General features: G+C 37.6%; 12 protein-coding genes. 6 read left to right on the top strand and 6 right to left on the bottom strand.

Annotated features, from left to right (window positions below; translation table 11 throughout):
* Positions 1–17 precede the first annotated feature (17 nt).
* From AC5YGI_RS02925 to ilvA, 3 genes are read left to right on the top strand one after another with little or no spacing between them, the layout of a single operon-like run.
* Positions 18–299, top strand: a complete 282-nt coding sequence (locus AC5YGI_RS02925; RefSeq protein WP_110009245.1) for an ACT domain-containing protein — start codon at positions 18–20, stop codon at positions 297–299.
* A gap of 39 nt (positions 300–338) precedes the next feature.
* A complete protein-coding gene (gene ilvC, locus AC5YGI_RS02920; RefSeq protein WP_110009246.1) occupies positions 339–1,385 on the top strand; it encodes a ketol-acid reductoisomerase in 1,047 nt (348 codons plus the stop codon).
* Positions 1,386–1,396: 11 nt separating this feature from the next.
* Complete coding sequence (gene ilvA, locus AC5YGI_RS02915) at positions 1,397–2,659, top strand: threonine ammonia-lyase IlvA (protein WP_330745626.1); 1,263 nt, start codon at positions 1,397–1,399, stop codon at positions 2,657–2,659.
* Positions 2,660–4,098: 1,439 nt separating this feature from the next.
* Here ilvA and AC5YGI_RS02910 read toward each other — a convergent pair.
* The 6 genes from AC5YGI_RS02910 to alaS all read right to left on the bottom strand — a co-directional run bounded on the left by AC5YGI_RS02910 (position 4,099) and on the right by alaS (position 15,114).
* Entirely contained in the window at positions 4,099–5,568 is a 1,470-nt protein-coding gene (locus AC5YGI_RS02910; protein ID WP_496167466.1) for a M20/M25/M40 family metallo-hydrolase, read from the bottom strand.
* An 8-nt stretch (positions 5,569–5,576) separates the two neighbouring features.
* Complete coding sequence (locus AC5YGI_RS02905) at positions 5,577–5,813, bottom strand: hypothetical protein (RefSeq protein ID WP_110009324.1); 237 nt, start codon at positions 5,811–5,813, stop codon at positions 5,577–5,579.
* A gap of 75 nt (positions 5,814–5,888) precedes the next feature.
* Positions 5,889–8,216 carry a hypothetical protein gene (locus tag AC5YGI_RS02900; RefSeq protein ID WP_496167464.1) on the bottom strand — a complete coding sequence of 776 codons (2,328 nt, stop codon included), beginning with the start codon at positions 8,214–8,216 and terminating at the stop codon, positions 5,889–5,891.
* A gap of 304 nt (positions 8,217–8,520) precedes the next feature.
* Entirely contained in the window at positions 8,521–10,335 is a 1,815-nt protein-coding gene (locus AC5YGI_RS02895; RefSeq protein ID WP_330745629.1) for a cytochrome-c peroxidase, read from the bottom strand.
* Positions 10,336–10,405: 70 nt separating this feature from the next.
* Positions 10,406–11,884 carry a PhoX family protein gene (locus tag AC5YGI_RS02890; RefSeq protein ID WP_496167461.1) on the bottom strand — a complete coding sequence of 493 codons (1,479 nt, stop codon included), beginning with the start codon at positions 11,882–11,884 and terminating at the stop codon, positions 10,406–10,408.
* Positions 11,885–12,510: 626 nt separating this feature from the next.
* Complete coding sequence (gene alaS, locus AC5YGI_RS02885; protein WP_496167459.1) at positions 12,511–15,114, bottom strand: alanine--tRNA ligase; 2,604 nt, start codon at positions 15,112–15,114, stop codon at positions 12,511–12,513.
* Positions 15,115–15,384: 270 nt separating this feature from the next.
* Between alaS and AC5YGI_RS02880 the strand changes: the two genes are divergently transcribed.
* The 3 genes from AC5YGI_RS02880 (at position 15,385) to AC5YGI_RS02870 (ending at position 16,737) form a co-directional block, all read left to right on the top strand.
* Positions 15,385–15,939, top strand: a complete 555-nt coding sequence (locus AC5YGI_RS02880) for a sigma-70 family RNA polymerase sigma factor (RefSeq protein ID WP_137905933.1) — start codon at positions 15,385–15,387, stop codon at positions 15,937–15,939.
* Between the two features lie 6 nt (positions 15,940–15,945).
* Positions 15,946–16,215 carry a hypothetical protein gene (locus AC5YGI_RS02875; protein ID WP_496167457.1) on the top strand — a complete coding sequence of 90 codons (270 nt, stop codon included), beginning with the start codon at positions 15,946–15,948 and terminating at the stop codon, positions 16,213–16,215.
* A gap of 78 nt (positions 16,216–16,293) precedes the next feature.
* Positions 16,294–16,737: a DUF417 family protein gene (locus AC5YGI_RS02870; protein WP_446106437.1), complete on the top strand. Its 444-nt coding sequence runs from the start codon at positions 16,294–16,296 to the stop codon at positions 16,735–16,737.
* Positions 16,738–16,747 lie beyond the last annotated feature (10 nt).

Genomic DNA, 16,747 nt, shown 5'->3' with positions numbered 1-16,747 from the left:
ATTTAAAAATAAAAAAGATGAAAACAGATCATAAAGAATATACCATTACAGCGTATACAGAAGATTATTTAGGATTAATCAGCCGCATCAATGCTATTTTTTCGAGAAGAAGAATCTCTATGGTGACCTTTAATGTTGGTCCTTCAGAAATGGAAAAAGTAAAAAAGTTTGTTATTGTTATCAGAGAAACAGAAGATTCTGTTCAGAAGATCAGCAGACAAATGGAAAAGCAGGTAGACGTTCTGGAAGTACATTACCACAGAAATCCATATCTGACCGCAGTAGAATATGCTAGTTAAGCGCAAAAAATTAAACATCAATAAATAAAATCAAAAAAAATGGCAAAATTGAATTTTGGAGGAGTAGAGGAGAACGTAGTAACAAGAGAAGAATTTCCGTTGGAAAAAGCTCAGGAAGCACTAAAAGATGAAGTTGTAGCAGTAATTGGGTATGGAGTACAGGGGCCTGGACAGGCTTTAAACCAGAAAGACAACGGAATTAATGTGATTGTAGGGCAGAGAAAAAACTCCAAATCTTGGGATAAAGCAATAGCAGACGGATTTGTACCGGGAGAAACATTATTTGAAATTGAAGAAGCATTGGAAAAAGGAACCATTATCTGCTATCTTCTGAGTGATGCTGCACAGATTGAATACTGGCCGAAAGTAAAACAGCATCTTACTCCAGGGAAAGCGTTGTATTTTTCTCATGGTTTCGGAATTACGTTCAGCGAGCGTACAGGAATCGTTCCTCCAGCTGATGTAGATGTATTTCTTGTAGCACCAAAAGGTTCAGGGACATCCTTGAGGAGAATGTTTTTGCAGAACAGAGGTCTGAACAGCAGTTTTGCCGTATATCAGGATGCTACAGGAAAAGCCAGAGAAAGAGTGACAGCATTAGGTATCGCGATCGGAAGCGGATATCTTTTTGAAACCGATTTTAAAAAAGAAGTATACAGTGATCTAGCCGGAGAACGCGGAACTTTGATGGGTGCTGTACAGGGAATATTTGCTGCTCAGTATGACGTATTGAGAAAAAATGGGCACAGCCCTTCCGAAGCCTTTAATGAAACCGTAGAAGAACTGACTCAGTCATTGATGCCATTGGTAGCCGAAAACGGAATGGACTGGATGTATGCCAACTGCAGTACAACCGCTCAGAGAGGAGCTTTGGACTGGTGGAAACGTTTCAGAGATGCTACTTCGCCTTTGTTTGAAGAGCTGTATGACAATGTAGCCAAAGGAAATGAAGCTCAACGTTCCATTGACAGCAACAGCAAACCGGATTACCGTGAAAAACTGGAAGCTGAACTGAGTGAACTAAGAGAAAGCGAAATGTGGAAGGCCGGGAAAACAGTAAGAAGCCTGAGACCAGAAAATAATTAATAAGTAAACGGATGATGAAAGAGGGAGTAAGTTCCTCCGTTTTAGAGAATGTCTATAAAGCGGAGGAACGATTAAAAAATGTAGTGGTAAAAACACCTTTGGCTGTCAATAACAATCTGTCAGCTATTTATGAGTCGAATATTTATTTTAAAAGAGAAGATCTTCAAAGGGTTAGATCCTATAAAATAAGAGGTGCCTATAACAAGATGGCCACCATGTCTGAGGAAGAACTTTCAAAAGGTGTTGTGTGCGCCAGTGCCGGAAATCATGCGCAGGGAGTTGCATTTGCATGCCAGACCATGAAGGTGAAAGGAACGATTTTCATGCCTTTGCCAACTCCCGGGCAAAAGCTTGAACAGGTGAAAATGTTCGGTGGAGAATACATTGATGTTGTTTTATTTGGAGACACATTCGATGAATCCAAAGATGCTGCGATGAGGTTTTGTAAAGACCATAACAGCGTATTTATCCATCCTTTTGATGATCCGGCGATTATTGAAGGACAGGCAACAACAGCACTGGAGATTCTGGAACAGACAGAAGGTGTGGTTGATTATCTTTTTGTACCGATCGGCGGCGGCGGACTGGCAGCAGGAATCTGCACAGTATTTCAGCAGTTGTCTCCGCAAACAAAGATTATCGGGGTAGAGCCCTCCGCAGCAGCAAGCATGAAAAAAGCCCTTGAAAAGGGAAAACCTGTTCTTCTTGAAAAGATCAGCCGTTTTGTAGACGGAGCAGCCGTACAGCAAGTGGGAGATATTACATTTGAACGCTGTAAAGATATCCTGTACGATATGGCTACAGTGGATGAAGGACTTGTCTGTGAAACCATATTGTCTTTGTATAATAAAGATGCTATTGTTGTTGAACCTGCGGGAGCGCTTTCAGTAGCAGTATTGGAAAAATACAGGGAGGAAATAAAAGGTAAAAACGTAGTATGCATTATCAGCGGGAGCAATAATGATATCACCCGGATGGAAGAAATCAAGGAAAAAGCATTGCTTCATGCAGGATTAAAACACTATTTCCTGGTCAGATTCCCACAGCGTCCCGGAGCATTGAAAACCTTTGTAATGGATGTACTGGGGCCTGATGACGACATCACTTATTTTGAATATACTCAAAAAAATTCAAAAGAAAAAGGAATTGCAGTCGTAGGAATTGCTCTGAAGCAAAACAAAGATTTCACCCCATTGATCGATAAGATGAAGCAGTATGATTTCTTTGTTAACTATCTGAACAATGATCCTTCGCTGATGAATCTACTTATTTAAAATCATATTCAATATTAAATTATTTCGTACACAAATCAGATTCTAAAAACACAATGATGAAAAAGCTTCACACTCTGTGAAGCTTTTTTGTTTTTGGCACTGTCAAACGACATAAGAAACTGGAGCGTTAAGAAAATGAATTCTCTGAACGTTAAAAACTCTGGTGTTTGAGTGCGGGACAACCTATGATTCTAAACATAGATCGTTTCCGCACGAGTTCAGAGTTTTTAGAGAACAGATTTCATTTTTAGTGGAAGTTTCTAAGTCTTGAATTTTTGATTCTTTTGTTTCAAGACAAAAGACTGTTTCCGCACGAGTTCAGAGTTTTTAGAGAACAGATTTCATTTTTAGCTGAAGTTTCTGAGTCTTGAATTTTTGTTTCTTTTGTTTCAAGACAAAAGAAGTATAATGAATAAAAAAAATTAACGGTATCGAATCATATTCAATATTAAATTATTTCGTACACAAATCAGATTCTAAAAACACAATGATGAAAAAAGCTTCACTGATTGTGAAGCTTTTTTGTTTTTTGACAGAATCCAATGACATAAGAACCTGAAGCGTTAAGAAAATGAATTCTGTGAACGTTAAAAAAACTCTGGTGTTTGAGTGCGGGAGAACATATGATTCTCAACATAGACTGTTTCCGCACGAGTTTAGAGTTTTTAGAGAACAGATTTCATTTTTAGCTGAAGCTTTTAAGTCTTGAATTTTTGATTCTTTTGTTTTAAGACAAAAGAAGTATAATGAATAAAAAAAATTAACGGTTTGCAATCATATTCAATATTAAATTATTTCGTACACAAATCAGATTCTAAAAACACAATGATGAAAAAAGCTTCACAATCAGTGAAGCTTTTTTTGTTTTTTTGACAAAATCCAATGACATAAGAAACTGAAGCGTTAAGAAAATGAATTCTGTGAACGTTAAAAAAACTCTGGTGTTTGAGTGCGGGACAAAATATGATTCTAAACATAGATCGTTTCCGCACGAGTTCAGAGTTTTTAGAGAACAGATTTCATTTTTAGCTGAAGCTTCTAAGTCTTGAATTTTTGATTCTTTTGTTTCAAGACAAAAGAAGTATAATGAATAAAAAAAATTAACGGTTTGCAATCATATTCAATATTAAATTATTTCGTACACAAATCAGATTCTAAAAACACAATGATGAAAAAGCTTCACAATCAGTGGAGCTTTTTTTGTTTTTTTGACAGAATCCAATGACATAAGAAACTGAAGCGTTAAGAAAATGAATTCTGTGAACGTTAAAAAAACTCTGGTGTTTGAGTGCGGGACAAAATATGATTCTAAACATAGATCGTTTCCGCACGAGTTCAGAGTTTTTAGAGAACAGATTTCATTTTTAGTGGAAGTTTCTAAGTCTTGAATTTTTGATTCTTTTGTTTCAAGACAAAAGAAATATTGTTCTTTTTATAAATTATTTTTCAAGCGAAAAATTAGAAATTACCTTCGGACGCTCTGCTTCATTAGCAACCTTCCAGGATGTTCTGTACATCCATTCCGTCATTTTATACAGCTTTTTGTAATTGATATTTTCTGATTCATCCTGCGGGGTATGGTACTGATCATGCAGAACACTGGTAAAGAATACAGCAGGAATGCCAATTTTAGCATATGGAAGATGGTCACTTCTGAAATAGAAATACTCAGCATGGCTTGGAGAATCCCAATCCTTCAGATATTTGAACTTTGTGCTTTCGTTATTAGCATCTTCAGCCATTTTAACAAGTTCTTCAGAATTTTTGTGTGGAGCATTTCCTCCCAATAAAGCGGCTTCATTATTGTCATTTCTCCCGATCATGTCACCATTCAGTACGGCTACAATTTTTTCTTTTGGAACAACAGGGTGTGCTGCATGCCATCTTGAACCCAGTAATCCTCTTTCTTCAGCGCCATGGAAAACAAAAAGAATGCTCCTTTTTCCCGGCTGTTTTTTGTAAGCTCTGGCCATTGCCAACATGGCAACACAGGTGCTTGCATTATCATCAGCGCCGTTATAGATGGTGTCGTTTTTTACGGGATGTCTGATCCCGTCATGATCCTGGTGTCCGCTTAGTAAAACATATTCATTCTTAAGAACAGGATCTGTACCTTCTATTTTTCCGATAATATTAACGGATGGATATTTATAGGTTTCAGTGATCAGGTTTAAAGATGCTTTCGGATTGTTTTTTACCCAGTTGGCATTTTCTCTTTTGATCCACAGAACAGGAATATTATTGGTGATTTTTTCTCTTAATCCTTCCACTCCGTAGCTTCCTCTTGTCATTTGAGGCAGTATTTCTACCCAGCTTTGCTCGGAAATATCATCGGTGATGAAAATAATGGCTTTTGCTCCCAGTTCAGCGGCTTTATTGTAATATTTATTTCTTACAAATCCAGGATATCTCCTTACAAAAAGAGTCATATCCTTAGAAATATTTTTGTCGGATGCGTTTACTGCAATAACTTTCCCTTTGATATTCAGTTGGGCAAGATCTTCCGGCTCTGTATTTCCGGCATATACAATTTCAGCATCTACAGAAGCATTTACAGGTTCTGCAACCAAAAAATCCTTCCATAATTTTAAACTGTTGTCTCCAATTTTCAGGGTGCTTTGCTGGATCACCTGATGTCTGTACATATCAAAGAACTGGAAAAAAGTTCCGTTATCTCCGGCAGGTTTCATGCCGGCTTCTTTAGCTTTGTCAGCCAGCCACATAGAGACTTTCAATTCATCCAGAGTTCCTGCTTCACGGCCCCAGAACTGGTCTGCAGCAAGCTGATACATATCGGTGCGGAGATCAGATTCTTTGATAGCAGAAACTAAAGGTTTTTTATAGTTCTGAGCATTTCCGAGGGTAAACAGGAAAAGGCTTAACAGAGAAAAAACATAATTTCTATTCATAAGAACTTTTAATTGAAGTTAGCCAATTTCTCTGAAAACTGTTTTGAAAATTCTTTTCTGTCTTCTTCCAGTTTTTCCTGTGTAGAAGGTAGAATATAATTAAAAAGGATCTTGTCTTCATGGTCTAAAAAGATAATTTCCTTTTCATTTCCATCAATCATCTGTGAGAAAATCTCCCACATCGGAGTGTCTTTTAATTTTAATAATTCAAAAAACTGTTCTGCTTTGATTTCGATTTTCTGCATGTTCTTTTTTATATAGTATCGTTGAATATTTCTGAATTCTGATTCAAAAATAAAGATTTTGTATGGTAAAGCGTATTAAAACTCAAGAAACTTCAGCTTAAACTGAATGGCGAAGTTTTCTTTGAAATGGGGCGTTGCATAATAACCCACTCTGTAAAATACCCCAAGATTAAAATAGCTGGAAAGGAAATTGTTCCATTCCACACCGACTTCCTGATACAGGTGATCCAGTTTTCTGAATTTAAACTGGTGGTATTCCGGATGTTTCATATCTCCGATAGTTCCTCGTAAGACAAAATCAAAGCTGGAAACATTGTGTCCGAAACTTTTCAGATACCATGGAAGTTTATGCGTAAAGTAATACGCTATGAATCTGTCATTATAGTATTTTCCGCCTTCCAGTGTGGCAAACCCAAGGTAAGATGTAAGGTTAAAATTGAAGTCTTTACCAGGAGAGGCAAGTCCGTTCATCGTAAAGTTTTTCCAGATAGGCGCTCCGCCCAGCACAAGACCTCCGTACAATCTGAAGCCGGTAGTCCCGATCGGTGTTTTGAAATTGTGAACAAACAAAGCATCAAAACGGGAATAATTAAAATTCCCCTGCAGTATTTTGTAGCTCTGCTCATAATTAAAATACAGTTCAGGATATTTCTGATCAATCAGGGATTTTCCCTGAGGTGTCATAATATTGGTAGAATTCGGAGAATATTTCAGGGTGAAAAGGGTATTGAAGTTTCTGTAAGATGTTCCCCGGTCTCTGAACTGATAATCGAATTCAGCTTCTTCTGTATTTCTTCTTACAGCAAGAGCAACGGTAAGTCCGTTGGTGACATCGTTCAGGTAAGATAATGACATTCCTTTAAAGTGGAAATACCGGTCATTGTTCAGATTATTCCCGAAATTCATCATTCTCATCTTGAAATTCCACATTTTTCGGTTGAATTCTCCGGATGCTGTCACATCATCATACACTTCAAATCTGAAAAAGGAATTCTTTTCCAGTGTGGTTTTCATATCAAGCCCCATCCCGTACTTCCATTTTCGGTCTTTCACACCATATGCAAAATAGTAGTCCGGTGAAAAATAAGGGTTGAAATTTTCATTCAGCTTGGCTTTTAAACCTAATCTGAAACCTTCATAGGAGTTATAATTGACAATTTCATCCACAGCAAAGTCTACAGAACCGACTCTGATCTGTCCGTTCAGTAAACCTGATAAAATCTGTGCTTTGCTGTCGATTTTATATTTTTTACCTAAACTGTCGATGGTTTTATAGGTATTTTGTTCCCTTTCGGTAAGAGGATCTGTCCTGTAGCGGTCCAGAGATTGGCCGTCAATATTTTTTACCGAGAAAGTATAGCCTTTGAAATCCTTTGGATCTTCTTCAATAGGAGATTCGAAATCAAAATACTTTGAGGTAAGGAAAGCATAGGTTCCGAAGCTTTTTTTGTCTTTCTTATCATCAGCATGCACTTTGTCATCCATGGCCATTTTACCCATTTTAAGCTTGGCTTTTTCATGGGCAAGGAACCATTTATTATTGTAGAATACCCAGGTACTGGTAATAATTCCTTCGTTTTTATTTTTACTGAAATTTTCGATTTTTTTTATTCCGTACGTTTCGGTGTCTACATAAATAGCACCGTTATACTTTCGTTTTCTGTCCGGCTTTTTGTAATTTACCTCACGGAAGCGGATCACAAAGTTTTTCCTTCCGTCAAGGGTAACAGTATCTGAAAGAAAAAATCTGTACAGCCCTCTGTTTTCGGGTTTTATCTGTTCGGGAACAACATCCCTGTTACTTTGCTGCAGCGCGATCATTTCGTAAATAGGCTGCTTCAGACCGGAGATTCTGTTGTCCAGAATATTGATCTTTTCACCATACTTTTTGGAGTACAAAAACTCCTGAGCTCTTTCCCAAAGGAAGAGTTTACTTTTTGAAAATATTTTTCTTGCGTTGATATTATTCAGCGAGTCTTTTTCCCTTTTTTTCTTGAAAATGTTTAAATCATTAAAATACTGATTAAACTGCGAAAGACTGTCCTCATCAATATCCAGAGAGATTTTTTCGTAGGATTTGTAAGAATAGGACCCTAAACTTTTGGGTGAGTTTTCTTTGAATAATTTATTGACTTTTTTAAGAATTTCCAGAGCCCTGGGATCACTTTTGTCTTCAATAACAACCGCTTCAATGTTGGTTGTCTTTGATGTTTTTTTAAGAAGGGAAACTTCCATGCTGCTCTCAACTGTGATACTTTCTCTCTGATAAGAATCTGCATCTATATCAATGTTTTTGCATCCGGTTTTAAACTCCAGAATACCCTGTTCATTCGTATATCCGATAACTGCATTGTCACAGGATACCTTTGCTTTATAGACAGGCTTTTGGCTGGCGTCATCCACAACCTTAATTTTTGATTGTGAATACCCCAAAAAGCAGATCAGAAAAAATAATAACAGTAAACCCCTTTTCATGTAAAAAAACTACGTCAAAAATAATGATATTTATTGTTGTAAAAAAGTTTTTAACAGAGTATAACATTGATTTAATCTAATGTTTTCATGGACTTTCCAAAGGTAAAATCAAACAAAGAAATGAGCCGCATAGTCTTTCTGTTTTACCTGAATTTCTAAATAAAAAACTCCTTTGCAGTTAAAGCCCAGGAGTTTTAATGGTTTTTCGTTGTTTTGTGTTTTAGAATCGTATTTATTGATCATCCAGCGCTTTCATAAATTCAATAATATCATCAATTTCCTGATCGGTAAGCTGTAACGGTGCGTCGGAAAGTGTCTGATTTTCCAGTTTAAATCCAAAAGCTTTTCCTCCGCCTTTGTTATAGAAATTCATCACTTCTTTCAGGGTTTTATACCCGCCGTTGTGCATATAAGGAGCTGTTTTGTTAATATTTCTAAGTGTGGGTGTTTTAAAGGAATGCTGCAGGGAAGAAACTGTCTCATGGAATTTTCCCCGTCCCGGATCTGTGTCAAATGTTTTATTTTCTCCGTTCATTGCTGTTCCCAGGACTTCCTGTTCAGTTTTTTTGAAATTCGGAGGAACCGTTCCATTAAATAAGGGAAGGAAATGACAGATGGCACATTGGGCTTTTCCCACAAAAAGATTGAAACCGCGCTTTTGATTGTCTGTCATCGCTGATTTATTTCCTCTCATATATTCATCAAAATCAGAATTGAATTTTGCCAGAGAGCGGATATAGCTCGCCAATACATTCTGAAGCTGCCAGACCTCGGTTTTTTGTGAATGATAGATCTTTTTAAATGCGGCCTGATAGTTTTTATCCTGATTGATTTTGGCAAGAATAACATTCAGATCACCGTGCATTTCTTCTTTATTGGAGATTACATCAGAGCTCTGTCCTTCCAGGTCATCCTTTCTCATATCCCAGAACTGGCCATGCTGATAGCCTGCATAGTTGAGCGAAGGAGTATTTCTTGCCAGTTCCGAATTTTCAAGGGACATTGCTTTGCTCAGTCCGTCTGTAAAAGCTTTCTCAGGAATATGACAGGTGGCACAGCTCCGGTTGTTATTATTCGACAAAATTTTATCATTAAAGAGTTGGTGCCCAAGAGCCGCTTTTTCTTCCGAATAGGTATATTCTTTTCCAGGAGTGAAAGCATTAGGATTAAAAGCATTTTTAGAAAAAAAAGTAGCTGCATTTTTGTTTAAAGCGGTCGTTACGTCAACATCGGGAATGTTCTCCTGCTTTTTAAAATCAAGCATCAAAGTTGTGATTCTATTCAGATGATCCGGAATGAAATTCACGTAATCAAATGTGTTTTTGTCTGTATTTTTCTTCAGTACGGTAATGGTTGAACTGATCTCTGCCACGATACTTTTTAAGGCTTTATTTTTCGAACGATCAGTGGAGATCTGTTCCAAAGTTTCTTTTATTCCTTGCAGAGAAAATGGCATTTCCTGTAAAAATGTTCCCGAAAGCGGAGTGTCAAAACCTGAAATTCCCAGGCTGGAAATTCTGAAAGTCTCCTGTCTTAATGCATCAAAAACCTGGTCTTTACTGATGGTGATGACCTGAAAATTGGTATCAATGGTATTGCTTTTATTGATGAGCTTATTAAGCATCCGGGTTACTTCTTCTTTATTCGCTTTTTCGTAAGGGTAGAACATCTCTTCCAGCACCTGTAAGCCTTCAGGTTCTATTTCAGTATGTTCATCCATTTCTATTTCGGGAAGGGCCGGGCCATTGATAAACCTTGCAGAGTGGGGAAGGAAGTATTCTACAGCCCATTCCATTTTTTTGTAGGTTTTTCGGATATCCTGGAATTTCTCCTGAAGAAGTTTTTCATCAGCATCTTTAGCAACAAGAGCCTTCAGTTCATTGATCTGTTTTTCAAAATCAGCATTGGTTTTGATGATCCTGTTTTTTACAGAACCAAGATCTTCGTATACGGGCTGCTGCTTATCATTTTTGCAATGGTAAAGCGTAAAAAGTGCTGCTGCACAGTATAAGAAAAGGAGTATCGGGTATTTTGAAAGTTTACTCATAAGTATGAAAAAGTATCAACAGAGGTTTTCTATTGATACTTTAATTGAATTTGATATGAAGGAATTAAAACTATTTTTCTACGTTTCTGATGATAACAATCTGTCCGCCTTCTTTGTTGGCGTTGATTCCGGAACCGTCAGGATTTTTGAATTTATCCAGCTGCCAGGTATGAGAATGGATATTCAACGAGAAGGTATTCGGAATTCCGATAATGTCTGAAATATCAACCATTGCCCCGAATTCCCATGCCCCGAATTTCTGAAGGTCTCCGGATTGGTTGTAAGCAGTCTGCCATGCAGAGTCACCTCTGTTGTGCCTCATGTTCAGCCATGGTTTGTATTGTTTGGTGGCAATATTCAGCTGCCAGATATAAGAATCGTGTTTTGCATTTTTGTAATAAGAATCTCCGTCTTCCTGGATGTATACAAAGTTTTCAGTTACACATAAGTTGTCAGGATTGATCAGATTATTTCCCGGATTAGAGTCTCCTTCAGCCACCACTTCCAGTTTTCCTGTCAGCATATTATTGGCGTTCAGAACAAGTTTGTAAACTCTTCCCCACATGGTTAATCCGGCTTTGGGATTGATCCCGTCGGAAGATTCACCGGTAGCAGTAAAGTAGATTTCTCTTCCTTTTCCAGCTCCTTTTCTGTAATCTACATCTTCCACTCTTGAAAAGCGGATCGCATTATTGTCAATATTTTTCTGGTTGATCTGAGCTCCGGTAAGGTTTTTAGCGTTCGGAATTTCCACGAATTCTACATCATAGCTGCTTCCTTTCGTCATATCTGTTTCCGTATAGTTGCTGTTGGTTCTTTTTAAAGAATACAATTTACCGTTATCAAGATCTCCCTGTGTATCGGCTACATACATGATCAGCTGTCCTGCAGACTGGTGAGAAGAAGAATAAGACTGGTCTTCACCAATAATGATATAGGTTTTTCCGTTGGAAACATCTTTAGGAAGCGGAACCGCATTTTCCATAGAAGCCTTTCCTAATGCCGGTTTTACCCTTGTTTTATCAGTTGCCTGAGACACGGGTGCCAAAGGGTTTAAAGCATGTACCATACTTTCTTCACCTGATTCTCCTGCGGTAAGGAATGCACTGAAACCATGAGTTTCCGGAGTTGCCAGCGTAGCGGAGCATAATCTTGTCATTCCTCCGGTTCCGTTTAAGATATATTCTCCTTTTACAGGCTTAAAAGTTTTGTCTAAATAGACTCTTGATACCGATTGCTTGATCTCATGGTTGGTAATCATCAGGTAACCGTCAGAGTTTGGATCTTTCATAAGTCCCATTCCGTCCGGCTGTCCTCCGAAAACGAAATCCGGTGAACCTGGAAGCACATCGGAACTGGAAATAAGGGTGGTTATGTTTAAATTTTCAAAACCCTGCATTCCATAAACGAAAGCGGGTTCTTTAGAAAAGTTTTCAAGTTTGATTTTATCATTGACAGGAGTGTCCGAGTTACTGTTGTTGTCATCATTGCAGCCTTGAAATACAAGAGAAGCAAAGACCAGAGCTCCAATAGTTTTGTTAATTTTCATAATTACATTTTTTGAATTTCGATTATGGCAAAACTAAAGGTCTTGTATTAACTGAGTTTTAAAAAGATAAAACAAATAGTTTAAGATTAAGTAATGGTTTGTTAAGATAAGATCAATAATTAGAACGGGTATAAATAAAAAAGACTGTGATGAAATCTTAGGAATAAAGAATAGTATGGTATAGCGCAGAGTACGCAAAAGTTCTATTTCCTGCTTTTTTCGATCGCAAAGGCATTCCATTTAGCAAAAAACGCAATCATTTCATAGCTGAGTGTAACGCCTTTGCGAACGTAAATATTGATGATAGCATGAGCGTTTCTTTGTGATCCTTGGCGTTAAATAAAACCTATATCCGGCTTGTGTAACCTTTTCCTAAATTATTTTATTTTAATCTCCCACGGATTTCACGGATGACACAGATGTTTATGGGAAATTTGCTTTATCTGATGGAAGTATAATTATTACTCACGCTTAGTCAGAATCAATGAAGTTGATTCCCTTCTTTGCTCCCTTCAATACGAAGTGCTATACGAAAAACTTTGCGTTAAGAATATAATGGTAAAACAACTCCGGCTGTCTCAATTTTGAGACAGCCGGAGTTAAAATTTATAATAGAGGTTTCTATTTTAGATATTCAATGCTTTTTGGTAAGCGTTTTCTAACCCTTCAAGGTTTTTACCACCAGCAGTAGCGAAACCTGGGTTTCCACCACCACCACCTTGGATTTCTTTAGCAAGGTCTTTTACGATAGCTCCAGCCTGGTAATCTGCAGCCAGATCATCAGAAACTCCAACAGTAATCATTGGTTTTCCGTCTGCATCAGAAAGAATAATCGTTACTGAAGTCGGGATTTCTCTCTTCAACTGGAAAACGATGTCTTTTACAGAACCTGCATCCAGAGAAGTTTTCTTCACAAGAAGCTGCTTGTTGCCTTTCTGCTCATAAGCATTCTTCCATTCTCCGATTTCTCCTTTTGCTTTTTCCTTTTTAAGAGCATCTACTTCAGCCTTCAATGAAGTGTTTTCTTCGATCAGTTTTTCGATCGATCTTACCACATCTTTAGACTTTAATAGCTGGGAAAGCTCAGTAATCTGTTTTTCAAGATTGTTGAAATACTCTTCGGATTTATCTCCCGAAATAGCCTCAATCCTTCTGATTCCTGCAGCAGCAGAACCTTCGGAAGTGATTTTAAAGTGACCGATTTCGCTGGTGTTTTTTACGTGAGTTCCTCCGCAAAGTTCTTTTGAACTTCCAAACTGGATCATTCTCACACTGTCACCATATTTTTCACCAAACAAAGCCATTGCTCCCTTATCCAGAGCTTCCTGAATCGGAATATTTCTGAATTCCTGTAAAGCAATACTTTCTTTGATCTTTTTATTTACTTTTTCTTCAATTAATGCTAATTCTTCTTCCGTCATTTTGTTGAAATGAGAGAAGTCGAAACGAAGATAATCAGGACCTACATAAGAACCTTTCTGTTCTACGTGAGTTCCTAACACCTCTCTTAAAGCCTCGTGCAGAAGGTGAGTTACAGAGTGGTTAGCCTGAGAATTTTTTCTTTCGGAAGCGTTTACTTTAGCATAGAAAACAGCACCGGCATCTTTAGGAAGACCGTTGATCAATGAAATGATCAGTCCGTTCTCTTTTTTCGTTTCCAGTACTTCAAAGCTTTCAACAGCGTTTTCAAGAACACCTTTGTCTCCAACCTGTCCACCACCTTCAGGATAGAAAGGAGAACTGCTTAATACCACCTGGTAAAATTCTCCGTCTTTATTTTCTACCTTTCTGTATCTTGTAATATAGGTTTCAGATTCAAGCTGATCATATCCTACAAAGTTTTCATCTCTTTCCTCCAAAGTAACCCAGTCGTAAACTTTCTGGGCAGAATCTGCTTTTGAACGAAGCTTCTGTTTCTCCATTTCAGCTTTGAAACCTGCTTCATCAATTGTTAATCCTTTTTCTTCTGCAATAATTCTTGTTAAATCATCAGGGAAACCATAAGTATCATACAGTTCAAAAACTTCTTCACTTGGTAATACTTTCTGGTTATTGCCAATGGTCTGCTGGATCAGTTTTTCAACTCTGATCAGGCCATTTTCAATAGTTTTTAAGAAAGAATCTTCTTCACTTTTGATCACTTCAGCAACAAGTTTTCCCTGTTTTTCGATTTCCGGGAAGAAGGTTCCCATCTGCTCCTGCAGTACAGCCACCAGTTTGTAAAGGAAAGGCTCTTTCATATCCAGGAATCGGTAAGAATAAGAAATTCCTCTTCTTAAAATTCTTCGGATAACATATCCCGCACCTCCGTTGGAAGGCAATTGTCCGTCTGCAATAGCAAAAGAAACCGCTCTGATGTGGTCTACCACAACACGGATCGCAATATCCTTTTCGTCTTGTAAAATTCCGGTATATTTTTTACCTGAAAGTTCCTCAACTTTAGCAATAAGCGGAGTGAAAACATCGGTATCATAGTTGGAAGACTTCCCTTGAAGTGCCATACAAAGACGCTCAAAGCCCATTCCCGTATCTACGTGCTGAGCAGGAAGCTTCTCTAAAGATTTATCTGCCTTTCTGTTGAATTCCATGAAAACCAGGTTCCATACTTCCACAACCTGCGGGTGGTCCTGATTCACAAGGGAAATTCCCGGAACTGCTGCTTTTTCTTCAGGAGTTCTCAGGTCAACATGGATTTCCGAACACGGTCCGCACGGTCCGCTTTCACCCATTTCCCAGAAGTTATCTTTTTTATTTCCGTTGATGATTCTATCCTCTGAAATGTGAGATTTCCAGAAGTCATAAGCATCCTGGTCTCTGTCCAGATTTTCTGAAGCATCCCCTTCAAAAATCGTTACGTATAAATTTTCTTTTGGAATTCCGTATACTTCAGTCAGTAATTCCCAGGCAAAAGCAATAGCCTCTTTTTTGAAGTAATCCCCGAAAGACCAGTTTCCTAACATCTCAAACATGGTGTGATGGTAAGTATCTCTACCTACATCATCCAGGTCATTGTGTTTCCCTGAAACTCTCAGACACTTCTGTGTATCGGCAATTCTAGGGGCGGTAGGGGTTTTGTAGCCAAGGAAAAAATCCTTGAACTGCGTCATTCCGGAGTTGGAAAACATAAGGGTAGGATCGTCTTTCAGCACAATAGGAGCTGAAGGAACGATCAAGTGCTCCTTACTTTTAAAATAATCTAAAAATTTTTGACGTATCTCTTGTGATGTCATAGTATTGCTTTTGCTTTTTTAAATATCAAATTTTTGATAAGATGCAAATTTAAGATTTTTAAGCGATTTGTAATAATTTTATGCTATGTTTTGAATGATAACGAGTTTGGGTATTGGATGGGTGGTAAACCTTACAGGCTTTCAAAACCTGTAAGGTTTAGATGGCAAGTTTGTAATGACTGTAATCAATAATAATCGATCTCATTTTGCAATTTTCCATTTAACTTCCTACCTTCGTTGCGATCTGAAAAAAGACAAAAAATCCTTCCAATGACAAAAGATGAAGAACTGAAAAGCTGGATAGAACAATATTCAGGGCCGCTTTTGAAGCGGGCACTGTACGTACTTTCAAATAAAGAAGATGCACAGGATGTTGTTCAGGAAGTTTTTCTTGCTGCTTACTCAGCTTATGATTCTTTTGAAGGGAAAAGCAATGCGCTTACATGGCTGATGGCTATTCTGAATAGAAAAGTGGCCGATTTTTATCGTAAAAAATACAAATCTGAACCCAATATCCGACTCGATCATTTTTTTGATGAAACAGGATCATGGAAACACAATGATGTTTTAAATGACTGGAATGTATCAGGAGAAGGGGATGAGCTTTTAGACAACAAGGATTTTAATAAAACACTCGAGGAATGTATTGAGGAATTGCCTTCCAAATGGAAGATTCTCTTGAAAATGTATTATATTGAAGAAAAAAAAGCACCGGAAGTCAGTCAGGAATTGAATGTTTCCACGACTAATCTATGGAAGATTTTGCAGAGAAGCCGTATGCAGCTCAGAGAATGTCTGGAGTTCAACTGGTTTTCAAAATCATAAGAAATCATGATACGAAGAATACTACATAAATTATTTTTACCATGCAGTGAAGCTACTTTACTGATGGAAAAGAGGAATGCCCAATCCATATCTGCCAGAGAAAACAGGATGCTGAGCATTCACCTGATGATCTGTAAATGGTGCAGAATGTACAATGAAAAACTGGCACTTCTGGATAAAGCTTTTAAAAAGACTTTTTCTGAAAAAGAAACTGAAATTAATGATTCTGAAATTCAGGATTTTAAAAATAAAATGATCGATAAATTGAATTTCTGATAAAATTTCTGTCAGGATTGTAAAAAAGCTCCGACTATACTTTTGAAAACGATAAAGTATTAACTAAAATCTTAAAATATGGTCGGAACAATACAGGAATCAAAAAAACAATCAGCCCGAACCGGGTATTATATCTCCCTTTTTGGAGCAGCTCTTATTTTGCTGTGGATTGGCATCTTCAAATTTACGCCTACGGAGGCTGCAGCAATAAAACCTTTGGTGGAAAACCATTTCTTAACTTTTTTCGTATATAAGATTATGAGTGTCCAGGCAGTGTCAAATCTTATCGGAGTGATAGAAATTATCATTGCCTTACTCCTGATATTTAGTGCGAAATTTGCTGTACTGAAAAAGTATGCAGGGGTAGGAATGATGGTGACTTTTCTGGTAACATTAAGCTATTTATTGACAACACCGGGAATGTGGAAAATAGTGGACGGGGTGCCTGTGACGGATTTCTTTATTCTGAAAGACCTTATGTTTTTAGGATTTGGAGTAATGATCATTCAAAATAATAAGTAATGAATAAAAA

This window comes from Chryseobacterium sp. CS3K3.1 (genome assembly GCF_059515165.1).
The sequence above is the reverse complement of the archived record's forward strand: the minus strand, read 5'-3'. Positions and strand labels throughout refer to the sequence as shown.